The 22170-nt window shown below is 70.2% G+C and carries 21 protein-coding genes; 9 read left to right on the top strand and 12 right to left on the bottom strand.

Annotated elements, in window-relative coordinates:
• Window positions 1-282 precede the first annotated feature (282 nt).
• The 10 genes from Val02_RS33175 to Val02_RS33130 all read right to left on the bottom strand — a co-directional run bounded on the left by Val02_RS33175 (window position 283) and on the right by Val02_RS33130 (window position 11857).
• Complete coding sequence (locus Val02_RS33175; RefSeq protein ID WP_203903218.1) at window positions 283-678, bottom strand: hypothetical protein; 396 nt, start codon at window positions 676-678, stop codon at window positions 283-285.
• Between the two features lie 99 nt (window positions 679-777).
• Window positions 778-1815: a M23 family metallopeptidase gene (locus Val02_RS33170; protein ID WP_203903217.1), complete on the bottom strand. Its 1038-nt coding sequence runs from the start codon at window positions 1813-1815 to the stop codon at window positions 778-780.
• Window positions 1803-2621: a replication-relaxation family protein gene (locus Val02_RS33165; protein ID WP_203903216.1), complete on the bottom strand. Its 819-nt coding sequence runs from the start codon at window positions 2619-2621 to the stop codon at window positions 1803-1805. The genes Val02_RS33170 and Val02_RS33165 overlap by 13 nt, the downstream gene beginning before the upstream one ends.
• Before the next feature lie 80 nt (window positions 2622-2701).
• Complete coding sequence (locus Val02_RS33160; protein WP_239153517.1) at window positions 2702-4291, bottom strand: type IV secretory system conjugative DNA transfer family protein; 1590 nt, start codon at window positions 4289-4291, stop codon at window positions 2702-2704.
• Window positions 4288-5646 carry a hypothetical protein gene (locus tag Val02_RS33155; protein WP_203903215.1) on the bottom strand — a complete coding sequence of 453 codons (1359 nt, stop codon included), beginning with the start codon at window positions 5644-5646 and terminating at the stop codon, window positions 4288-4290. The genes Val02_RS33160 and Val02_RS33155 overlap by 4 nt, the downstream gene beginning before the upstream one ends.
• 50 nt (window positions 5647-5696) lie before the next feature.
• A complete protein-coding gene (locus Val02_RS33150) occupies window positions 5697-7493 on the bottom strand; it encodes a VirB4 family type IV secretion system protein (RefSeq protein ID WP_203903214.1) in 1797 nt (598 codons plus the stop codon).
• Window positions 7490-8413 (bottom strand): PrgI family protein, encoded by a 924-nt coding sequence (locus tag Val02_RS33145; RefSeq protein WP_239153516.1) that lies wholly within the window; start codon window positions 8411-8413, stop codon window positions 7490-7492. The genes Val02_RS33150 and Val02_RS33145 overlap by 4 nt, the downstream gene beginning before the upstream one ends.
• Window positions 8410-10329, bottom strand: coding sequence for a TrbL/VirB6 family protein (locus Val02_RS33140; RefSeq protein ID WP_275415636.1), 1920 nt, complete (start codon window positions 10327-10329; stop codon window positions 8410-8412). Before Val02_RS33140 ends, Val02_RS33145 begins: the two co-directional genes overlap by 4 nt.
• A complete protein-coding gene (locus tag Val02_RS33135; RefSeq protein ID WP_239153515.1) occupies window positions 10329-10775 on the bottom strand; it encodes a pilin in 447 nt (148 codons plus the stop codon). Before Val02_RS33135 ends, Val02_RS33140 begins: the two co-directional genes overlap by 1 nt.
• Before the next feature lie 275 nt (window positions 10776-11050).
• The gene (locus tag Val02_RS33130) at window positions 11051-11857 is read right to left on the bottom strand and encodes a hypothetical protein (RefSeq protein ID WP_203903213.1); all 807 of its coding nucleotides are present in this window, start codon (window positions 11855-11857) and stop codon (window positions 11051-11053) included.
• Here Val02_RS33130 and Val02_RS33125 point away from each other — a divergent pair.
• The 6 genes from Val02_RS33125 (at window position 11856) to Val02_RS33100 (ending at window position 16952) form a co-directional block, all read left to right on the top strand.
• The gene (locus Val02_RS33125) at window positions 11856-12044 is read left to right on the top strand and encodes a hypothetical protein (protein WP_203903212.1); all 189 of its coding nucleotides are present in this window, start codon (window positions 11856-11858) and stop codon (window positions 12042-12044) included. The two genes, Val02_RS33130 and Val02_RS33125, sit on opposite strands and share 2 nt — an antisense overlap.
• Window positions 12045-12276: 232 nt before the next feature.
• The gene (locus Val02_RS33120) at window positions 12277-13050 is read left to right on the top strand and encodes a hypothetical protein (RefSeq protein WP_239153514.1); all 774 of its coding nucleotides are present in this window, start codon (window positions 12277-12279) and stop codon (window positions 13048-13050) included.
• On the top strand, window positions 13043-14023 hold the full coding sequence (locus Val02_RS33115) for a TRM11 family SAM-dependent methyltransferase (RefSeq protein ID WP_203903211.1): 981 nt from the start codon (window positions 13043-13045) through the stop codon (window positions 14021-14023). Before Val02_RS33120 ends, Val02_RS33115 begins: the two co-directional genes overlap by 8 nt.
• Before the next feature lie 47 nt (window positions 14024-14070).
• Complete coding sequence (locus Val02_RS33110; protein WP_239153512.1) at window positions 14071-14235, top strand: helix-turn-helix transcriptional regulator; 165 nt, start codon at window positions 14071-14073, stop codon at window positions 14233-14235.
• A 166-nt stretch (window positions 14236-14401) separates the two neighbouring features.
• Entirely contained in the window at window positions 14402-15880 is a 1479-nt protein-coding gene (locus Val02_RS33105) for a tyrosine-type recombinase/integrase (protein WP_203903209.1), read from the top strand.
• 502 nt (window positions 15881-16382) lie between these two features.
• Window positions 16383-16952, top strand: coding sequence for a recombinase family protein (locus Val02_RS33100; RefSeq protein ID WP_203903208.1), 570 nt, complete (start codon window positions 16383-16385; stop codon window positions 16950-16952).
• 81 nt (window positions 16953-17033) lie between these two features.
• Here Val02_RS33100 and Val02_RS33095 read toward each other — a convergent pair whose 3' ends face one another.
• Window positions 17034-17195 (bottom strand): hypothetical protein, encoded by a 162-nt coding sequence (locus Val02_RS33095; protein WP_203903207.1) that lies wholly within the window; start codon window positions 17193-17195, stop codon window positions 17034-17036.
• A 141-nt stretch (window positions 17196-17336) separates the two neighbouring features.
• Here Val02_RS33095 and Val02_RS33090 point away from each other — a divergent pair, with 141 nt between their 5' ends.
• The 3 genes from Val02_RS33090 (at window position 17337) to Val02_RS33080 (ending at window position 21635) form a co-directional block, all read left to right on the top strand.
• Window positions 17337-19997: a tetratricopeptide repeat protein gene (locus tag Val02_RS33090; protein WP_203903206.1), complete on the top strand. Its 2661-nt coding sequence runs from the start codon at window positions 17337-17339 to the stop codon at window positions 19995-19997.
• Between the two features lie 51 nt (window positions 19998-20048).
• Window positions 20049-20249, top strand: a complete 201-nt coding sequence (locus tag Val02_RS33085; RefSeq protein WP_203903205.1) for a hypothetical protein — start codon at window positions 20049-20051, stop codon at window positions 20247-20249.
• A gap of 477 nt (window positions 20250-20726) precedes the next feature.
• Window positions 20727-21635, top strand: a complete 909-nt coding sequence (locus Val02_RS33080; protein WP_203903204.1) for a hypothetical protein — start codon at window positions 20727-20729, stop codon at window positions 21633-21635.
• Between the two features lie 120 nt (window positions 21636-21755).
• Here the strand turns inward: Val02_RS33080 and Val02_RS33075 are convergent, their stop codons facing one another.
• Window positions 21756-21953 carry a hypothetical protein gene (locus tag Val02_RS33075; protein ID WP_203903203.1) on the bottom strand — a complete coding sequence of 66 codons (198 nt, stop codon included), beginning with the start codon at window positions 21951-21953 and terminating at the stop codon, window positions 21756-21758.
• Window positions 21954-22170: the final 217 nt, after the last annotated feature.

Genomic DNA, 22170 nt, shown 5'->3' with positions numbered 1-22170 from the left:
ACGTCCATGGACCCTCTTTACCAGTTGATTGTCAACCCCGATTCCCAAGACTCTTTCTCGCACCTGCGAACAGGAACGACATGGCCTCAATCCTCCGGGCCACCCACGCACCCAATAGCCCATTTAACCCACCTAGCGTCGCCCCTGACGCGCCGTCGCGGCGCGACGGTACGGCGCCCCACAACCCGCCTTTCACGCCCGCTACGGGCGGGGATTTTCTTGCCGGAAAGCGCAATGCGCCCGGCCGGAAAGTCGGCCGGGCGCGCACGGTTGATGGTGACGCTATAGGGCGTTGATCATCGTAGTCAGTCCGTCGATGGCAGCGTCCCACCGGTCGCGGCGCAACGGCTGAGTCGGGACGCCGGGCAGTTGGATGTGGTGGCGGCACCGGTCGCGGTCAACGACGAACGCGACCCGCTCACCAGGCAGGTCAACCCCGTACGCGATCACCGCAGGGCCGAATAGGGCACGGTGGCGGGTGATCAGTGTCGCCACGCCTGCCAGCGTCGTGGCCATGGCGTCGGCGGTGACGTGATCGTCCCACGCGGCCGAACGGCTGACCGCGACCGGGTTTCCTGCGGTCAGCACGATCAGTGTCGGCGTGGTGAAATTGTGCTCGTGTGCGCGCACGGCGTCGCGGACTGACTCGTATGTGAATTGCGCGACGGTCGCTGACATGGGATTTCCTTTCGGCTGACGAATTCGCTTACCTAACCATGGACGCTCGATCCGACAACAATGTCAAGCCTATAAATGTGTTGAATCACACTTGCTTTGCTAGAGGTGCGCGCCTCGATCGGCCATGAAAGAAATCGGGTCGACCGCATTGTCTTTATTCGCGGGATAGGAGCGGTGGACCTCGAAATGAAGATGCGGGGCGGACGAATTACCGGATGATCCGACGTTGCCGATCGGCTGTCCGACGGTCACTGTCTGTCCGATGTGGACGGCCGGTTGCCGGATCATGTGGCAGTAGCGGGTGACGATGTCGCCGGTGTGGCGGATGTCGACGTACCAGCCGCACCCACGCACGCCGGGGCTTCCGTCGCGGTCGCACGGCATCGCAGCGCCGGTCGGTTCCCACGAGTCGTTGTCGACGTTGCACCGCACCCGCACGACGAGGCCGGCGGACGCGGCGCGGATGAGCGTGCCGCGCGGGGCCATGAGGTCGACCCCGTCATGTCCGGGCCGCTCACCGGTGCGGAACTTCGACCCGATCTCGGCGGCGACCGGGCGTGTCCAGCCCGACGCGGCGACGGTCACACCGTCACAGACCGGCAGGGATCCGCCGGTGTAGGCGGCGACGATCTGCGTCGAGTGGGACTCGTGACGGCGGTAGGCGTTCGGGTACGCCGAGCGCTGGACCCGTTGCGCCGCAACGGTCAGCGGCAACCGTTCCCACCCGGGCACGGCCAGAAGGCGGGTGTAGAAGGCGGTGGCGGCGTAGTCGGGGCTCATGAGCTGTTCCGGGGTGCCCCAGCCTTGCGACGGCCGCTGTTGGAACAGCCCCAACGAGTCATCCGGGCCACCCCGCACGTTGACCAGCTCGGACTCTTGCAACGCCGTCGCGACCGCCACCACCCACCCGCGCACCGGCACCCGCATCCGCTGTCCCACCGCGACAATCACGGCCGCGTTGGCAGCTTGTTCCGCCGACAACCCGCCCGGTGCCGTGCCCACTGTGGCAACGGCCGCGCCGCATCCGGTGCCGTAGCCGTTACCGGACACGGCGGTGACGACTCCGGCGGCGGCAGCGACGAACAGCACCACCAGCACGCCAACGGCGGTTGCGGCCCACCCGATCAGCCGTCCCACGACACGGCCCCGCCGGGCGGTGCGAGGTCGGTCAACGCGACGCGGTCGGCGTGTCCGACGGGTCGCCACACCGGCCCGGCCGGCCCGCCCGCCTCGGTGGCGTGCTCAGCGGCGGCGGTCGCGACGCTGACCCCGTCCGGCACACCGGCGCGGGACAAATGGGTGTGAAGGTTCGCCTCCCGGGCGGTGCTGGTGAGCCAGAACAGCACCGGGTACGCCCGACGCGGTGGCAGCGCCGCATAGCCGGTCAGCTTGCCCGCGAGGCGGCGCAACGGTTCGGTGCCGAGGTCGACCTCCAACCAGAACGGCACCACCCGCCCGGCACGGGTGGCGGCCCAGACGCCGTGCCCGTCCGGGCGGACCAGGTTGCCGCACGCCTCACGGCACCGGGCCTCGTTCCACCAGCGCGTCAGCCGGACGTCGGGGTGCGTGTGGCTGTGCGCGGTCAACGCGACGAAGAACCCGTTCACCGCGATCAGATGCCCGAGCGTCGGCGACAGCGCCAGCCGCGCCGTGGAGTCGCGCACGAGCGCCGGGCGCGGCAGTGACTCGCCGTTGCCGGCCGCGACGATGGCCGCGCCGACCGGGCCGAGGGTCCACCGCCAGGCTTGCGACCCGGGCCGCTGGTAGTGCCGGAACCGGTCGAGAATGTCGCGCTCGTGCAACGTGTTCAGCCGGTTGCGGGCCCGGCCGACCGAACCGAACGCGAGGTCGACGAGCTGGTCGGTGGTGAAGGTCCGATGCTGGTGCAGCAGGTCCAGGATGTGCCGGTCGCGAGGGGTGAGGCGGGCAAGTTCGCCGGCCACGACGGACGCCGTCAGCCGCCCACCAGACGACCCGGCGGATGTGCGGGTAGGAGTGATATCTCTTATCAGTCGGTTCCGGTTCACCGGCCCTCCCCACGGGTACTCACGTGCGCGGAAGCGGTGTTCATGGGGGCCGGTTCAGGCGAGTCATCGGACTCGTTGGAAAACTCGTTGGATTCCTCGTTGGAACCCTCGTTAGACCACTCGCCCTGGACAGCGAACGTGTTGTGACCAACGAGATCCGCACCCGTGGCCTGAGCCGGCGCCGGAGTCTCCGAGCCGGGGGTTGCTGCGGTAGCGGTCTCCCCGAGGAGGCGCCGGCGCGTTGCCTGCGCCAGGCCGGTGTGGGTCCGGGCCGCGTGACGCAGCGCGGGTGCCCGGCCGCGACGCGGCGGCGGTGGAGGTTCGGTGTCGGCGGTCACCGGCGGCACGGTGCGGCCGCCGGCAACGGGGCGTAGGACAATCTCGTAGCCGCCGAGGCGGATCAGGTCCCCGTCGTCCAGGTACGGGCGCAGGTGCCGGGCCTGATCGATCGCATCACGGGGAGCGAGGGCGAAGTACACCTTGTTGCGGGCGTTCGCATCGATCGCCTCGGCCATCTCGCCGGACAGCTGCCCCAGGTACTGATGCGCGAGGACGAACGAGGTGTGCAGCCCGCGGGCCTCGGCGAGCGCGTCATCGACGCCGATCGGCAGATGCAGAAAGTTGTGGCACTCGTCCAGCACGATGGCGCAGTCCGGCCGGTCGGCTTCCGGGATGCGGGCGCGGGCCGTGCTCGCCTGCCACAACCCGGCAAGCAGCAGCGATCCGACGAGGCGGGTGCCGTCTTCGCCGATGACGCCTTTCGGTAGCCGCGCGAGGAGGATCCCGCCGTCGAGAATGTCGGCGAAGGAAAACGTGGTGGCCGGCACCCCGAACAGCGAGTTCGCCATCGGATGCGCCAACACCAGCCGCAACCTCGACAGCAGCGGCGCCACAAGCCCGGAGCGCGCGGCGGTGGGCAGCTCGTTGAATCCCTCCCAGAATTCGCCGAGGGTGTTGCCCTCCCACGCGTTCAACCCGCTGATGACCGCGTTGACGCGGCTGGCCCGCCACGCGCTGTCGGACAGCAGCCGGGGCAGCTGGGCGAGAGTGGCGCCGGGCAGGTGGGCCAGGGTGAGCAGGCCGTGGTAGCAGATGTCGGCGGTGCGGTGGCCCCACCACCGGTGCCACACCTTCGCCATCACCGCCGTCAGATTCGCGGCCACGTCGTGGGCGCTGCCGCCATGCACCTGCGGGTCGAGCAGGTTGATCGTCGGCGGCGCCCGGTGTTCGTCCGGGTCGATGAGGACGAGCCGGTCTCCGCACGCGCGCGGCAGCCGGGCGAGGAGGTCGCGGATCAGGTCGCCTTTGGCCGGGTCGAACACGGCCACCCCGCGCCCGGCCGCGGCGTCGTCAAGGACCATCCGCGCCAGCAGCGTGGTCTTGCCGGTGCCGGTCGGCCCGAGGATGTGCAGGTGGTAGCGGCAGTCGGGCAATGAGATCCCGATCTGCACCGGCGGCCCTGCGTTCGCGACCCCGATGATCTTTCCGCCGATGCCGTGCCGCTCCTCGACCGGCACCAGCCTCAACCGGCCGCCTCCCTCCGGGCGGGGGTCGGCCGCAGCACCGCCCTGGTTGATGGTGTTCAAGGAGTCCTCCTGGCAGCCGGCTCGTCGCGGTCGTCGCCTCCGTCTGGCGCTGGTGCGGCCTTGCGGTGGGCTATCTCCCGACCGGAGGTCCGGCCGGAGGTCCGGAAAACGTCGCGGGTCGCGGCGCGGCGGCGGGATGCGGCGCCGGGCAGGCCGTAGGCGGCCGGTTCGGCGGGCAGCCCGGCGAGAGCGGCGACCTCGGCGATCGACGCGACGCTCATCCGGCTTTGTGGCACCCACCGCTCGACGGCACCGGTCGGGCCGGCGCGGAGCCGACGGCGGGTGAAGTGCGCTGACAGCAGACCGAACCCGGAGGTGATGTCGGCGGCCGCCGCGCGGGCGGCGGCCTTCGTCGGGCCGGCCGCGACGGCGTGCACAGCAACGAGCAGGTGCGGCGCGTCGGCGTACTTCGCCCGCGCCTGCCGGGCCAGATCGGCGGTGTACGGGTCCGTCCTGGCGGACGGGGACCGGCGGGTGGCCGGTCCTGGCACGATCAGGTCGAGCATCGCCAGGACCCCGGTATGCAGCGCCCCGGCGATACTCCCGGCGGCGCGCGGGCGGCGGGTGTTGTCCGGGTGGGTCATCGCCCGGCGCAGCACTCGCAGCCGGTACGCCGGTGCCCGGCCGACGTGGACCTGCAGGAGACCGCCGCCGGTGCGGCCCGCCGAGGCGAGCCCGTCAAACACCGCCCGCAGCCGGTCATCCTCCTGCGCCCCCGCAGCGACACCGTGCCGCACCGGCGGGGTGGCGTCCTCGACGATGGCCAACCAGTCCGACCGAGTCGGCGTCAGGGCCAGTGCCGTCACCGCCCCTGCCGTTGGCAGACGCGGTGGGCGGATCTGTGCGGCGCGCACGCCGGGCCAGCCGCGTTGCAGCAGCCGGCTCACCGCCGTCGGGTTGACCCCCGGCGGCAACCACAAACCACATCGCAACCCGTGCGGGTCCGCGGCCACCTCCCACACCAACCTGGCCGGCCGCAACGCCCACCGTCGCGGCGCGGGCAGCACGGTGGCCAGCAGCCGCCACAGGCCGAGCGTCGCCGCCGGGGTGGCCGTTACCGGCGGGGTGATCGCCAGCCATCGCGCCTGCGCAGCGTGGGCCCGCCACACCGCCCGACGCCAGAGCGCCCAACCGATCCGCACACCGGCCACTGCCGCCACGACGAGCAGCAGCAGCGGCCACCGGTCCCGGACGAGCCGCGATACGACGTTGGTGGCGTCGTCGCCCCAGGTGCCGCACAGCACCTCGCCCACCACCGAGTCGGGGACGCCGTCGCGGCCCGGCACACATGCGCCACCCGGCGGCGCGACCGGACTCGGCGACAGCGACAGCGGTACAGGGATCAGCGTGTACACCAGAATCGCTCCCGATCGATGGGGGTTGAACGCGGCGATGGGGCGCGGTGTTAGCGACGACCGGCCGTGGAGCCGGCCAGCGGCCCGGTCACGATGAGGTCGTGTTCGACGTCGGAGGCTTGGGCGTAGAACGCGGCCCGCGCCAACCCCGCGCACAGCAGCGCTTCGCCGCGGTGGCTGGACAGCAGGAACGCCCGCTCGCCGTCGGTGAGGTGGAACGCCTCGACAACGGTGTCGATCGCCTGCGGTGCCTGGCGCAGCAGCAGCTGCGTTGCGGCGTTAGACACGACTGCTCGGCCGACCTTGGTCGACAGGACGTCGAGGCCGTCCTGGGTGACGACAGTCAGACCGGTGCCGTACTTGCGCGCCGACTTCGCGAGCGTTTCCAGGAATCGGCCGCCGCGGCCGGTGGACAGCAGCTTCCACGCCTCATCGACCACCACCATGCGCAACACCTGCGGCCCGGCAGCGGATTGGCTGGAGCGGACGGTGCGCCAGATCCTGTCGAGGACCAGCAGCGTCCCCACCGGGTGAAGCTGTTCGGGAAGGTCTTTGAGCGCGTACACCACCAGATGACCGGTCGGCGCGGTCGTTGTCGGCCCGTCGAACAGGCCTTTCATGCTTCCGGCCACGTAGGGGTACAGCCGGGCCGCGACCCGATGGCCGGCGTCGCCGCCAGTCTCTTCCAGCGCGGCCATCGCATCCGCGAGCAGCGGCGCGGGACGCCGCCACGTGCGCGGATCGGAGTCGATGCCCTTGGCCCGGTACGCAGCCAGGACCGCCACGTCCAGCGCGCGTGCCTCATCAGCCGGCAGCGGCGCACTGGCGGAGGTGGTGTCGCCGCTGTCCATGACCGCGATGAGGGTGTGCATGAACTGCACCCGCTCGTGCAGCGCGTCCTCGGTCCCGGGTGGCAGGTCGAGCGGGTTGATCCGCACCCCCGCTCCGCCGGGGCGGATGACCGTGCCGCCGACCGCGCCGGCCAACGCCAGGTATTCGTCTTCGGGGTCGATGACGAACGCTTCCACGCCGAGGCACAGGTTGCGCAGCAGGTCGAGTTTGGCCAGGTAGGACTTGCCTTCGCCGGAGCGGGCGAGGATGACGGCGTTGAAGTTCGGCTGCGCCCACCGGTCCCACACCACCACCCCCGGCGAATGCAGGTTCAACCCATACAGCACACCCATGCCGCTGTCCCCCGCCGTGTCCGGCAGATCCGGCGAGGTGAACGGGAACGCGGCGGCGAGAGCGTCGGTGTCGAACACCCGCTTCATCCCCACCGCATCAACCGCGAGGGGGAGGCCGGTGACCCAGCCCTGCAGCTGCCGCCACGTCACCGCCGCCGTGCTCAACAGCAGCGACGCCGCCAGCGACCGCACCTCCGCCACCCGCTCGGCCAACTCGCGTGCGGTAGCGGCGTGGACGGTCAGGTAGAGGCCAAGGCGGAACAGGCGGGCCTCGCCGCGCGCGACCCGCACCGCCAGATCGGCCGCGTCCTGCGCGGCAACGTCGAGGTCGGGGTCGTCGAGCCGGCCGCGTGCGGCGTCGTGACGGCGGGAGCTTTCGAACCGTGCCCGCTGCTTCCGCAGCCGCTCGGCGGCGACCGGCGGCGGCACCGGCTCGATGTGGAACGCGACATCGACCAAGCCGGGGTAGGACAGCAGCGGCTCCGCCCAACCAGGCCCCACCTCGGCCGGGTAGCCGGTCACCGCCAGGGTGGTGCTGTAGCCGTCACCGACGCGCACGAAGCTGCGGGCGACGTCGACCGCGTCCGGCGAGCCCGGCAGCGTCACGGCCGTGTCGTCGGCGCTGGCCTGTCGGTTCGGTCGCAGCACGGACAGCAGGTTCATTGTCTATCGTCTCCGTCGGTCAGCAGGTGCGGTGTTGGCGGCGGCGCCGGGATGGGTTGCATGCAGGCCGCGAGCCGCGCCTGCGCCTCCCCCGGGTCGAGCGCGCGGGCGGGGACCTCGCAGGCGCCGAGCGCCCGGACCGCCTCGGCCACCTGCAGGGCGGTGCGGTGCGGCCCGTGCGTACTGCGCACCGCGACGGTGACCTGCCGGTGCAGCAACTCCCGCTGCTGCGCAAGATGGTCGAGGAACGCGGCGTGACCTCGGGCGGCGTCCTCCAACGCCGGATGCGCCAACCCCGGCGCAGCGGTGAGGTACCGGTCGGCGAGATAGGTCAGGTCGACCCGCCGGGCGTGGACCACGATCTGCGCCGGCCCATCAAGGCTGTGCAGCCAGCGGGCGAACCCGGCGACAAGGCTGTTCTGCTCGCCGGCACTGCGGAGCCCGAACGCGACCGTCGACGCCGCCACGAGGCCGGTGGTGCCGTCCGGGCCGAGATCCACCAGCCCGCTGTCGGTGAAGCCCTTCGCGGGCAGCCGCAGCGGCGCCGGCAACGCCACCCGCTCCCCCGCGGTGGTGACCCATGCCGGTGGCGAGGCGATCGGGGCGTCGGCGGGGACGAGGTGGCGCGGGGCACGTCGGTGACGCCACGCGGCGAGAAGCCAGGCGTCGAAGCTGATCCCATCCCGACGGCTGACCGCGACGATGAACGCCGTCCCGGCCACCGGCGCCGCGCACACCATGAACACCACCGGGTGCACCACCGTCGCGACCGCTGTCCACGCCGCGTACAACACCAACCCGGTCACCGACACGATGACCAACTGGCGTGCGTTCAAGTTGAACGCGATCCGATCCTGCCGCTCCACGTCCCCCGGCACCCGCACGCGCAACGGCACCTCGTCCCCTCGACGACCGGTCACCGCTGTTCACCCCCTCGCCGGGGACGACGCCGCACCACACCCGACTGCACGGGCGGGACGGGCGACGGGGACGGTGGCATCGGCGGGGACGGCGAGCTACGAGTTCCTGGGACGGCACGCGCCGAACCGGTCGACGGGCCGGCCTGGCCACGCGACCTGCTGACCCGTCCCCCGGTCGCTGGTCCGCGGGCAGCGGTGACGGACGCGGAGCGGAACACCGGCGCGCCCGGGGTGGGCGGGCGGCGCGACACGTTCCCGGCGGTAGGCCCGGCCGGCGCCTGCGGTGCGGCCGAGAACCGCACGGGCGAGACCGGGCCGGACGCCGGACGTGTTGGTTCTTCGTCCCGCGACGCCGAGAACACGATCGGCGAGGCAGGCGCCGGCCGGGCCGGTGGGCTCGCCGGGGACGGGGACGGGTGGGAGAACACCGCGGGCGGTACGCCGTCCTGCGGCGGGCGGGACGGGGCTGGTGGGGACGGCGGGTGGCTGAAGGCCGGCGGACCGCTCGTCCCGGACCGCCCCGCAAGCGGTGCCTGGACGCTCGGGCCGTGGCTGAACCACAACGGCCCGGCCGCAGCGCGGCGGGACGGGACCGCACGCCCGAGCCGCGTGGGTGTTGTGCGTATCGGGGACGAGCGTGGCAGCGTCGCCCGGGCTGCCGTCCCGCGTCCGCCCGCCGCGGCGGCGTGGGCGGCGGTCCCGCCGCGCAGGATGCCGGCGGCCGCGCCGAACGTCTTCACCGATGCGTAGGTGTGCACGAGTTGGCCGATCAGGCCGCGCTGCCCGCCGCCGAGCGGGCCGAGGACGAACTGGCGCATCCAGCCCGGTAGCCGGATCAGCAGCCACAGCATCGTCAGACAGACGAGAACGCCGAGGAGACCGCCGCCGGTGGCGGGTAGGCCCATGACGGTAGGGCCGGCCGGGGTGAGGAACACCTTCACCGTGGCCATCACGATCACGGCTTGACCGATCTGCATGCCGAGGGCGGCGATGAACGCCCGCCACCACATCCGCGCCAACCCCTCGGTATACGGGCTGGCGTGGCAGATCAGGGCCGCCGGGGCGATCCCGACGAGGACGATCAGCGCGGCCAGGCGCAGCACCCACGTGATCTCCACGACGAGGCACATCACGATCACCGCGAGAACGAGCATTGCCAGCAGGAACACGTCGCCGTCCAACGCGGTGTTCACGATCTGTTCCACCGCCGCCGCTGCCGTCGGCCCGTCGACGGTGTTGCCGGCGATGGCCACGGTGAGCGCGTTCGTCGCCTCGATCGCCTTGGCGCAGATGATGAGGCTGCAATTCGCCGCCACCACCCCGGCCACAAGCCGCGGCGCGATCTCCTTGAACCCGTAGCGGGTCTGCACCGTCTCCCGGCCGGCCAGGACGAACATCCCCGCCAGGACGAACAGGACCACGACGCCGTTGGCGGTGACCAGGGACGTTGTCCAGATCGCCCACACATGCGGGCTGTTCGTGAAGTCCGGGGTGGACAACCACGAGGCGCCCAGCGCTGCCATCACCGGCTGGATCGCCTGCTCCGCGGCCCAGCCGAAGAAGCCCACGATCGCCTGACGGATCTGGCCAGGAACGTCCCACCACGCCGGATCGTCCCCCGGTGGTGTCGACGGCGGCGGTGCCGGCGCGAGCGACGGGGTCGAATTCGGTGCCGACGGCGCCGGGGACGTTCCCGCTCCGGGTGGGCGGACGCCGGGATCCGGAACGCCGGGCGGCGCCGGGGCGCTCGGGGATGCCGGGGCGCCGGGCGGGCTCGGTGCGGGGCCGGGTGCCGGACTCGGATCGGCGTACGCCGGGCCGATGAACACCAACGCCAGCCCGGCGACGAGGACCGCGGCAGCGCTCAGCAGCGTCTTCTTGACGCTGAGACGCCGACGAGTGGGGCGGTGGGTCATCAGGCCACCCACGCAGTTAGGACTTTGATGATCAGCGGTGTGAGCATCGCGCCGATGAAGCCGAGCCCGGCGTATCGCAGGCTGCGTTTGCCGCGTTCGACCTCGTCGGACTCGCCGCTGGTGTAGCGGAACCAGCCCACTGTGGCGCACAACGCGACCCAGGCCCCGAGGAGCCCCATCAACCAGGCGCGCATGTTGTTGAGCACCTGGTCGATCGACTCGACCGCGACCACAGCCGCGTGCGGCTCAGCCGCGTACGCCGCCTCCGGCACGGCGGAAACCGTTGCGGCGACGGCAATGCCCACAACGAACATGACACGGCCAACCCGCGACACCGCGATCTGGCAGCGTCGCGTGCGGTGATGGTCCGGTCGGCCGGCTCGAACTTCTTTGAAGAAGGAACGGCGTCGGGCCGGTTCGGCGACCGGCGATGACGTGTCACTCATGGAAAGGCACCTCCGGTGCGCGCGACGGCTGCCCGACCAGCGGCCGATGCGGCAGCCGTCGCGCGCGAATGGATAAGGCGGAAATCGAGGTGGCAGATGAGGTGGTGACCGGTCGACCGGCGCGGCCGTCCTCCTCACCACAGGCAGGAGTCGGTCAGGGCCGTACGGGTGTCAGCGCCGCCGGCGAAGGCGATCGACGGTCACCACGCGGAAGATCCCGCACCTGGAGATACCGTTCCCGGCCCCGTTTTCGACACCCGGCCGGTCAGGCGCGCTCAGGTGCGCGGCTCGGGATCGGCGGCGACGGTCAGGGTCGCCTCGGCGATGACCTCGGCGTCCGGTTCCGACAGGGCGCCGGAGCAGATCGCGGCAACCAGGCGGGCCTCGGCACGGTCACGGGCCTTGTACACCGCCTTCACCGTCTTACCGACCCGGGCGGCGTAGTCGGCGACCGTGACCTCTTCCATCCGGGTCGCACCGATCAGCGCCGCCTCCCCCTCGGTGATCACCCCGGCGCGGACCGCCCGCAGCAGCACGAAGTCCGGGTGCCGCCACAACGCCGGCGGCGCCACCGCCCCCGCCGCGGCACCGGCCGCCTCGACACGCGGCGGCTCACCGGCCCGCAACTGGCGGCGCGCGGTGACGAAGGCCGTGCTGCACAGCCGCTGGGCGACCTGCGGCAGGCTCGGCCTGATCTGGTGCAACGCCGCCAGAAACCCGGCCAGCACCTCGGCCTGCACATCACCGCAGTAGGTGGCCGCGAGCCGCTTCGCCGCCGCGCGCAGCCCCGGCAACGCCACACCGACCGCGCCGATCACCCACGCCGACCCACCGGTCCGCGCACGGGCAACCAGCAGGCGCCACACCGTGTCCCGGGCGGTGTAGGAGCACGACGGGTGCATCAGGATCGCGGCCAGCTCGTGCAACGGGATCCGGCGTGCGGGCAGCCCCAGACCGATCTCGGCGCCGTCGATTGCCAGCGGCTGCGTACCGGCGGTGAGCAGACGAAACGTGACTTCAGCGACGTCGAGCGACGCCGTCCCCGTCACCACGCACGCAACGGGCGGCGCGGTGGCAGGCATGCTCGGACGGACGGATGAAGGCATGAGAAACCCCCGGATGATTCGGTGGCGAGGTGCCGAGACCGTTGCGGTGCAACGCTTCGGCGAAGACGCCACCAATCTCGCCACCGGGGTTGGACAACCCTTCAACACCATCCGCACGCCGGGTACTGAACACGGCATGCGCTTGGCAACGCGGGACGGTTGAACAGGCATCGCGCGGCGCGGCTGATGCATGGCACGTGGTCAGAGCGTGAACACCGCGCGCTGCCAGCGAGTTCAACGTGGAACGGTATCCGCAGGTGGCACCGACCAATGTGCACGCGGACTCGTAGCGCATCGGGGATTGCCGCGCTGATGACAACGCCGGCTCCGCTGCAGGGCTGGACAACCCGTGAGCCGCGTGGCGTCGAAAATCGCGGTCGCGCCGGTATCTGTTGATGTCAGCGCTCGCCGACGACGCGGCCTACCTGCCGATGCCGATGGCTCTACCTGCCGACGGCGACACGCCGCCGCACCGGATACCGATCTCCCTGTTCCTACCGCCCACCACCGGCCCCGGCCACCCGGCCCCGCCGATCGCGGCCATGCCGGACTGGCACGGGCTGCCGCCGGTCAGCGTCGCCCACCTGATCCGCCGCTACACCCGCATCGGGGACATCGTCCTCGACATCGACGCGCACCCCACCGTCGCCGCAGCGGCCGTTCACCTACGCCGAGTTCCGTCACCACCCGACAACGCCGGCACCGGGTCGCCCACTCGACCGCTGCCGGCGGTATCGGCCGGTGGTTGCCTGGACGAGGTGATGCCCCGCCCGGAGGCGGTGGTGGACCTCATCATGGTCGCGTTCCCCCGGCCCTGGCAGGACCCGCTGGACCTGATCGCCACCGTCGAGGCCATGCAGGCGTGGCGTCGGCTCTTGCGCCCCGGCGGGCACCTCATCGTCGTCCTCGACGCGCTCGCCCCGGAACCCGACAGCATCGGCTACCGCTCGAGCGTCATCGCCGCCGCCCGCGCGGCCGGACTGCTGTACCACCAGCACATCCCCGTCGTGCACACCCCACTGCCCGAACACGAACCGCGCACCGACATCGACCCGGCCACCGAGCCGACACCCGCCAAGCGGCTACCCACCGGCCGGCACCGACTCATCCATCGCGACCTCATCGTGTTCGCCGGCACCGCCACCGCACAGGAGAGCATCGATGCCTGACACCCCAGCCTCGCCCCGACCGCCATCCGCCGACACGGTCCCTCCCGGTTCGACGATCGACGCCAACGTAGCGGCACCGCCCGCCGCAACAGCACCGGGTTCGGTATGGCTGACCGGGCAGACCGCCTCCCGAGATCTGCGCGGCGGCCGGTACACGCCCGAGTCGATGGCGCACCCGGGCAAGATGCTGCCCACCATCGCCCGCTACGCCATCCGCACCTACACCCAACCCGGCGATACAGTCCTTGACCCGATGGCCGGCATCGGCACCACCCTCATCGAGGCCATGCACCTCGCACGCACCGGCATCGGCGTGGAATACGAACCACAGTGGGCAACCCACGCCGCCGACAACATCCGACTCGCCCACCGGCGCGGCGCCCCCGGGAGGGGCGAGATCTACATCGGCGACGCCCGCACCCTGCCGCACCTCGTGCCGGCGAACCTCCGCGAGCGGGTCGCGCTCGTGCTCACCTCTCCCCCGTACGGGCCTTCGACCCACGGGCACGTCCGCACGCCCGGCGCGCGGCGCGGGAAGGTCCGCAAGGTCAACCATCGGTACGGAGCGGCGGACAACCTCGCCTACCGCAGCCACGCCGAACTCGCCGACGGCTTCACCCAAATCCTCGCCGGCTGCATCCCGCTAATGCGCCCCGGCGGCCACGTCGTCGTCACCGCACGGCCCTACCGCCGCCACGGCGAACTCGTCGACATCCCCGGCACGGTCGAAGCCGCCGGCCTCACCGCAGGACTCGACCTCGTCGAGGAATGCGTCGCGCTCATCTGCGGCGTCCGCGACGGCGTCATCGTGCCGCGGGCGTCGTTCTTCCAGCAGAAGAACGTCCGCGAAGCCATCGCCGCCGGCGACCCACAATGGCTCGGCCAGCACGAAGACGTCCTGGTCTTCAGACGTCCGCTCGGCGCTCATGGCGCTGCCGTGATGTCGGTGTTCGATCGTGCCGGAGGACGGTGATGGGGGCGGCACGGGCGTGGTCTCCGGAACAGGTACGGGCGCTCGGCGTGACCACCGATGTCGTCACCGCCGGGTCGGTCCTCGGCATCGGCCGCACCACCGCCTACCGCCTCGTCCGTGACAACCAGTTCCCTGTGCCCGTCCGCAGAGTCGGCGCCCGCTACCTCGTCGCGGTCGCCCACCTGCTCCACGCCGTCGGTATCGACAGCTAACCCGCCGGCAGCGGGCGTCCCCGCCGGTGCCTTCGCAGACGGCAGGAGCAGGCTTGATCGCCCCCGTGGTATCGGCATGGATCCACATCGACCAGCGCGGCCAGCGGACTCACCGATCCGGCGAATCCGCTGGCCGTCCAACGATGGCGGAAGGAACCCGAACCTGATGGATGGCACCACCTACAAACGCTGCGGCTGCCGCGACACCAACCGTAAACGGCTCGGCCAGTCGTGCCCGAAACTACGCCGGGGCAACGGCTGGAACCCCAACCACGGCGTCTGGCAGTACCAGATCGAACTCCCGGCCGCCGCCGACGGCCGCCGCCGACCGCTCCGACGCGGCACCTACGCCACTCAGACCGAGGCGCAGGACATCCTCGACAAGATCCGCAACGCCCTCTCCGTTGCCAAAACCGACGACCCAACCGATCTCACCAAGACCGGCGACATGATCGAGACGGCCGTCCAGGCCGAAAAGCCGATCCCCACCCCGACAGAAGTCCGCAGGCGCCTTCACCTCGGCAACATCGGCGAGATCCCCACCGTCGAGGCATACCTGACCAGTTGGCTGGCCGGACGAAAGAAACTCCGCAAAGGCACCCGACGCTCCTACGCCGGCCACATCACCAACCACCTCATCCCCCACCTCGGCACGATCCGATTGGACCGGCTGCGAGTCAGCCACCTCGACGCCATGTTCGACGCCATCGACGAACGTAACGACCTCATCACCACCATGCGCGCCAGCCGCGAACCCGCCAACCGCGACATGGTCAAAGGCAAACGCACCATCGGCCCCGCCACCATGCACCGCATCCGCGCCACCCTCCGCGCCGCGCTCAACACCGCCATCAGCCGCGACGGACTCATCGACACCAACCCCGCCAAACACGTCGAGCTACCACCCGCCGTGCGACCCAAGCCGCTCGTGTGGACCGACGAACGCGTCGACGCGTGGAAAACCACCGGTACGCGGCCGGGGAAGGTCATGGTGTGGACACCCGCCCAGACCGGCGCGTTCCTCGACCACGCCCACGCCGCGAACGACCCCTACTACGCCCTCTACCACCTCATCGCCTACCGAGGACTGCGCCGAGGCGAAGCCTGCGGACTCCACTGGACCGACCTCGACCTGACCGGCCAGCAGATGGCCATCCGTTGGCAGATCACCCAGCACGGCTGGGCCACCGCCCTCGAAGCACCGAAAACCGACGACAGCGACGCCGTCGTCGCCCTCGACGCCGCCACCGTCGACGCGCTCACCGCCCATCGCGCGCGGCAACGGCGCTACCGTCTCGCCGCCGGCCCGGCATGGGTACACACCGGACTCGTGTTCACCACACCAACCGGGGCAGCACTACACCCGGCAGACGTCACCGACCACTTCCAGTTCCTCGTACGCCAAGCTGGCCTGCCGCCGGTACGACTCCACGACCTCCGCCACGGCGCCGCCACCCTCGCACTCGCCGCCGGCGTCGACATGAAGGTCGTCCAAGCAATGCTGCGACACTCCTCAATCACCGTCACCGCAGACACCTACACCAGCGTCCTACCCGACCTCGCCCGCACCGCAGCCGAAAAGACAGCCGCCATCGTTCCCCGCCGCACCACCACCGTCCCGATCGAACGAAGAGCAGCCGGATAGCGCTCGCCACGAAGATGGGCGGCAAGAAGCCCGACGGGCGCTTGCCGCCCTTGTACCCGCTGCGGTCGTTCCCCAGAACGGGTTACCGGTTCCGCGCCGCGCGCCGGTTCCGCGCCGCGCGCCGGTTCCGCGCCGCGCGCCGGTTCCGCGCTGTCCCACCAGATTCCCGACACACCACCGCGCAGGCGGCGAATTTCAGTGGCGGCCGCCATGCCCGCCGGTGTCCACCACGTTGCGGCAGCCAACCACGCGAACACGATCAACAGGACTGTCGGCCGATCACGAACCACGACGCTCGACTACCGGCCCTGCGCCCTCCCGGGCTCCTCGCCATAACGACCCCACCCGGGCGGGTCGTCCGAAAACCCGAACGACCAACCAAACAGAAAGATCAACATGAGTGATCGGTGCTCGGCCTCGGACGGACGGTAGTCAGAAAACCGTCCGAAAATCAACGTCCGACTATCCATCACCAAAAACGGTCGAACCGTACAGTGATCCGGTGACCGCCGTCGGCTACGTCCGCGTCTCCACCCCCGACCAGAACCCCGCCCTGCAAAACGACGCGCTCACCGCCGCCGGCTGCGCCAAGATCTTCACCGACGTCGCCTCCGGCGCCCGCGCCGACCGGCCCCAGCTCATCGCGGCGCTCGACTACCTGCGCCCCGGAGACGTGTTCATCGTCTGGCAGCTCGACCGGCTCGGCCGCTCCATGCGCCACCTCATCGACACCGTCAAAGCCCTCCACGAGCGTGGCGTGCAGTTCCGCAGCCTGCGGGAGAGCATCGACACCACCACCGCAGCCGGGCGGCTGACGTTCCACCTGTTCGCCGCTCTCGCCGAGTTCGAACGCGACCTACTACGCGAGCGCACCACCGCCGGCCTGGCCGCCATCGCCGCGCGCCGGGCCCGCGGCCGCCGCGGCGGGCGGCCCCGCAAGATGACGGCAGAAAAGATCGCCGTCGCCCGGCAGATGTACGCCTCCCAGCAGTACACCGTCGACCAGATCGCACACACCCTCGGGGTCAGTCGAGGCACCATCTACCAGCACCTCGATCGGACGGCAGCCTGAGGTGGCGGCACATTCATCCCCCATCGCGGCCTGGCCCGCACCGACCGCGTATCGGTGCGAGCGGGCCGCCACTATCAGCACCTATCGGCGTGTGCGCCGACGCTGCCACCGACGGACGCGCCGCACCAGCAACGGCACGGTGACGACGAACCCGATCAGTGCGGTGCAGAACTCCAACACGATGGTGATCTCGGGCAGCCAGTCCCAGACGACGGCAACGGCGGTGATGATCGTGAACCACATCGGTGACCTCCGAGGGGAAGCGAACAGCGATGCGGAAGACGGTGCGGCCCTCCACGTCCAGCACCGTCCAGAACTGGATTCAGGACGAAAAATGCCGCTGGCCGGCCTGGTAAATGCACTGCGTAGGACGGTTGCAGCCTGATGCGCAAACAGCTGCGTCAGCTCCACACGCTGGCTGGCGGCCCGAAGGCGGACAGCCTGCTGGAGCACGCCGAACGGCGCGGGCACAGCGTGGGAAGGTCCACCCTCGCGGCCGTACTAACCGGCACGGGCGGAATGCGATGGGGGACCGTTGCCGCGTTCATCGACGCCTGCACTGGCTACGCCCAGGCGCGCGGCCGGCCGTTGCCGGGCCACGAGGTGGACATGCTGGTGTGGAGGACCAGGTATGACCAGGCGTATCCCGGCCAGCGTAAAGACCCGCCACCATCTGGATCGCAGCAGGTCCAGGTCATCGGCGTGGTGCCCGGACTGGCGGACTGCTTCCAACCCCGCGCCCTGGTCGACAACCTGGCCCATGCCACCGATGCCGGTGGCACTGCCGTGCTGACCGGCACCACACCGAGAAGCCCGAGGGCTTCAACCCGGCTACTTTCCGGCATGGGTGGAGTCGGCAAGACCCAACTCGCGGTTCACCTTGCAAACCACCTGCGCGACACTGGGCAACTGGACCTCCTGGTGTGGATCTCCGCCTCTTCCAGGCAGGCGATCACCGCCGGGTACGCCCAGGCCGCAGTTGACCTCGCCCTACCCGGCGCCGATCGCACTGACACCGATCGCGACGCCGCCCGGTTCCACGCCTGGCTGTCAACCACCGGCCGACGGTGGCTAGTCGTACTAGATGACTTGAGCATCGCCGCGGACTTGAAAGAACTCTGGCCCCCGGTCCGTCCCACTGGACGAACGGTTGTCACGACGCGGCTGCGCGGAGCGGCGCTAACCGGGCAGGGTCGTCGTCTCTTACAGGTTGACGTCTTTACCCAGTCCGAGGCCGTCGCCTATCTCCAGGCCCGGCTCGATGATCACCCTGACTTTGCTGACGATGTCGGCGGACTCGCCAGCGCCTTATACCACCTTCCTCTCGCATTGGCCCAGGCAACCGCGTTCATGATCGACGAAGGAATCCCCTGCACGGAGTACCAACGCCGGCTCGCGCAGCGCGGCCACCGACTGGACGAACTGTCGCCGTCCACCGACGAGCTACCCGACGACTACACCCGCACAGTCGCGGCGACCGTAGCCCTGTCCGTCCAGAGCGCCAACAAGGCTCGGCCGGCCGATATGGCCACACCGTTACTGGACTTGGCCAGTTTGCTGAGCCCGGTCGGAATCCCTGAATCAGTGTTCATGACTACCGCCGCCCGCAACTGGCTCGCTTACACCCGGCCCACAAGCGTCGGCGGCGAAGGTACTGAGCTGGATGTCGACACCGTTCGTTCGGGACTCCGGGTTCTGCACCGACTCAACCTGGTCACTATTACTGACAATGCCGTCATGGTGCACGGCTTGGTCCAACGCGTAACCCGAGACCAACTCACTGACGGCCGCATCGCCGACGTAGCGTGGGCCGCCTGCGACGCCGTGATCGAAGTCTGGCCCGCCGTCGAACGCGACCCGGCCACCAGCCAGGCGCTACGCGATAACACCGCCGCCGTCTACGAGCACGGACGTGACGCCCTGCTGTTTCCCGACACCCATCAGGCACTGCTTCACGCTGGCCGGAGTCTCGGTGAATCAGGAAATCCCCGTGGTGCCGTTTCCTTCTTTGAGGAGCTGCTTATCCAGCTCCTGCGGTTGTTTGGTCCTGAAAACCTCAACACGCTCGCGGTCCGCAGCGATATCGCCGTGTGGCGCGGTCGCTCCGGGGACATGTCAGGCGCAGTCGCCGCTAGCACAGAACTACTTGCTGACCAGATACGCCTCCTTGGACCGGATCACCTCTATCCGCTTACCACTCGCAGCAACCTCGCCTGTTGGCAAGGTGAGACTGGCGATCTGGTCGGGGCAGCTACCGCCTTCGAGGAACTACTCACCGACCAACTTCGTGTCCTCGGACCGGATCATCCCAACACTATCTTGACCCGCAGTAACCTTGCTCATTGGAAGAGCCGGCTTAGCGCTACCCCTGCCACGATCGAGGAGCTGCTTTTCGATCAAGCCCGAGCGGTCGGACAGGACCACCTTGAATCCTTGGCCACTCGCAACAGTCTCGCCAGAGCGCGGGGGGAACGTGGTGACCCAGCCGGAGCAGTAACCACCCTTGAGCAGCTACTCGTTGACCAGCTGCGAGCACTTGGGCCGGACCATCCTGCGACCTTCACCACTCGCAGCGATCTCGCGATGTGGCGAGGCGAAGCCGGCAATCCTGCCGGGGCAGTGACCGCATTCGAGGAACTACTCATCGATCAAATGCGAGCCCTCGGACCAGATCATCGCCACACTCTCGCCACTCGTAGCAACCTCGCCACTTACCGGGGCCAAGCCGGTGACCCAACTGCCGCCGCTGCGGCTTTCAACGATTTGCTCGCCGACCAACTCCGGCTCCTCGAACCTGACCACCCCGACGTACTCCTCACACAAGCCAATCTCGCCCACTGGCGTGGGGAGGCCGGAGATCCGGCTGCCGCTGCAGCTACTTACGGCTCCCTGCTTCCCAAAATGCTTCGGGTATTCGGTGCGGACGTTCCTGACACGATCCTCATCCAAAACGCCGTTACCTACTGGCGGCAGCGCGCTGGAGTTGATGATCACTTCGACCCCAGTACGGGTAGAGGCGACAAACCTAAAGATAGGGACAGTTAGCAGGCGCGGACTTCGACTTCGCCGCGCCGCGATCCGCCGTACCCTGATCAGGTGAGAACCTGGCAGGTGCCCGTGAGTTATAACGGGCAGGCGACCGTCCTCCTCATCTCTGCCAATTCGGCGCACGACGCCAGAGCGGCAGTTGACGAGGATCGCAGGGCGAAGCGCAAGGCGTCGTACAACTCCACCGGCGGTCCCGTCACGATTGTGTGGGGGAACCACACCAATACCGGGGTGGGCGACGCGCGCTAGTAGGTCGATGACGCGAATGCATTCTGGCGCGGGCGCGCGACGAGTCGGGTCCGACCTACGCCGAGCCGGCGCGGACCGTGTCAGCAGCGACCGATCCGCTGATAACGAAGCGACCGCCGAGCACTGACAACTACGTTGCTGCTTCCACGCGGCCTGGTGCGCGGTAACGCCCGGGCACCAGGCCGCGAGTGGACACGCGCCCGGCGGTCACGGGCGTCACCGGCACGCCTGGCGCGAGTCGGGCGGGCGCCGCCCGGCGCGGGTTCGAGGGCAAGGCGACCCGTACCGCAGGCGCGTCAGCGCCGAGGAACGGAAGCGCCGCGGCAGCCGGGCGCCGGACACGCGACGGCGGCCGACCCGCGACGGCGGCCGTCCCGGCCGGACCCGCGACAGTCGCCCGAGTGTCGAGCAGGATCGATCTCGACACGCGCGGCGGGAAGGTCGGCGGCGACACGATCCGCCGGTACGGTGCGGCGCATGAGCGCTGACGAGCCGTCCCTGCCGCAACTGCTGGACGCGTTCGCCGGCGCGCGTGCGCGAGTCCTCGATGAGCACATGTACCGGCTGCCGCCGGAGGCGCGCTGGCGGGCGACGTTCCGGCTGCAGCTGTTCACCGGCGACGGGATGCGCCCGGTCGCGGTCGCCACGCAGATGCCGGGCGCCGGTGAGGGCGCGTCGCTGACCAACGCAGCCGAGACGTGCGCCGAGACGGTCTGGCGGGAGCACTTCCCCGACGCGCCGGAGCCGCCGGTCTGGGTCTCGCACCTGATCCTGGAACACCGGCGGCAGTTGTCGCTGGTGACGTTCGCCGCCGACCCGAGCGCGCGCACGCTGCGCTCGCCCGGGTGGCGGCCGATGTCCCCGGCCGACGTCGACGCGCTCGTCGGCCAGGCGGTCGATCTGGAACGCGGGGCCGGCTTCACCCCGCCCGAACCCGAGCCGGAACCGGAGGCTCGGTTCGTGGCCTACCCGGTGGTCCGGTTGCCGCGCCCGGCGCCGTTCCGCGAGAAGAAGTGCATGGCGGCCGGGGTGCCGTGGTGGCGCCGGCTCGGCCGGCAGCTGGTGCCGCGCCGTGGCGGCCGGGACTGCTGCTGGTACCACGGTGGGGACTGGCACCAGGTGAACCGTCTCGCGCTGCGCCTGGTCGCGCAGTTCGAGGCCGCCGGCGTCAGCTTCGAGGACATCCCCCGGCACGTGCTCAACCACCCGGACGCACAGGGCCTGACCGACTGGGAGGCCGAGGCGCTGGACTCCCTCGTGATGGACACGATCCGCCCGCACGGACCCTGGCCGCGCGATGCCCGCTACAACAACGGCAACCACCGCGCCCAGGCGATGCTCGACGCCGGTGTGCGGCGCACCCTCATCGAGCGCGACACCGACTGAGCGCCGGGCCGGCGCGAGTCACCCCGGCCGGGGTTTTCCGTGGGAGGGCCCCGGTCTCCCCTCGTGACGCCCAGCTCGACGAGCGTGTCAGGGCCCGCCGTGAGCCGCTGGCTCGGTAGGTCATTGGGGGCCGCTCAGGAGGAGGGTAAGCACGGCCAGCAGTACCCCGGCGGTGCTGGCGAAGGCGACGCCGCCGGCGAGTAGGGCGTTCGGCAGGGTAGCGCCGCCGGCGGCGGTGAGCAGCCCGGCGAGGACGGCGACGAAGGCGGCGGTAAGGAGGACCATGGCGGTCCATACGGCGCGCAGGGCGATGGTCACGGCAATCTCCAACGTGGGCGGTGCGAAGCCGCTCACCCGTTCGAGGACGGCTGCGGCAAGGACTCCACCATCAAGTGCCGTTAAGACTGTCTGCGCCAAGAGCTGCGGAAACACCCGAACAAACCCGGGCCGGATACCGCGCGGGGCCAGACAATCGGCGGCAGCGTCCCACCCGCATTGGTTACGCCACGTACATTGGCCGACAACTCAAGACAGT

It is taken from the genome of Virgisporangium aliadipatigenens, assembly GCF_016863615.1.
Lineage (GTDB): Bacteria > Actinomycetota > Actinomycetes > Mycobacteriales > Micromonosporaceae > Virgisporangium > Virgisporangium aliadipatigenens.
The sequence above is the reverse complement of the archived record's forward strand: the minus strand, read 5'-3'. Positions and strand labels throughout refer to the sequence as shown.

Coding starts and splice junctions, on each gene's coding strand:
- Val02_RS33175 (WP_203903218.1), bottom strand. CDS start 678: ATGTCAGCGACCGTCGCGCAATTCACATACGAGTCAGTCCGCGACGCC.
- Val02_RS33150 (WP_203903214.1), bottom strand. CDS start 7,493: ATGAACCTGCTGTCCGTGCTGCGACCGAACCGACAGGCCAGCGCCGAC.
- Val02_RS33140 (WP_275415636.1), bottom strand. CDS start 10,329: ATGACCCACCGCCCCACTCGTCGGCGTCTCAGCGTCAAGAAGACGCTG.
- Val02_RS33135 (WP_239153515.1), bottom strand. CDS start 10,775: ATGAGTGACACGTCATCGCCGGTCGCCGAACCGGCCCGACGCCGTTCC.
- Val02_RS33125 (WP_203903212.1), top strand. CDS start 11,856: ATGCTCGGACGGACGGATGAAGGCATGAGAAACCCCCGGATGATTCGG.
- Val02_RS33130 (WP_203903213.1), bottom strand. CDS start 11,857: ATGCCTGCCACCGCGCCGCCCGTTGCGTGCGTGGTGACGGGGACGGCG.
- Val02_RS33120 (WP_239153514.1), top strand. CDS start 12,277: ATGTCAGCGCTCGCCGACGACGCGGCCTACCTGCCGATGCCGATGGCT.
- Val02_RS33115 (WP_203903211.1), top strand. CDS start 13,043: ATGCCTGACACCCCAGCCTCGCCCCGACCGCCATCCGCCGACACGGTC.
- Val02_RS33105 (WP_203903209.1), top strand. CDS start 14,402: ATGGATGGCACCACCTACAAACGCTGCGGCTGCCGCGACACCAACCGT.
- Val02_RS33095 (WP_203903207.1), bottom strand. CDS start 17,195: ATGTGGTTCACGATCATCACCGCCGTTGCCGTCGTCTGGGACTGGCTG.
- Val02_RS33090 (WP_203903206.1), top strand. CDS start 17,337: ATGCGCAAACAGCTGCGTCAGCTCCACACGCTGGCTGGCGGCCCGAAG.
- Val02_RS33080 (WP_203903204.1), top strand. CDS start 20,727: ATGAGCGCTGACGAGCCGTCCCTGCCGCAACTGCTGGACGCGTTCGCC.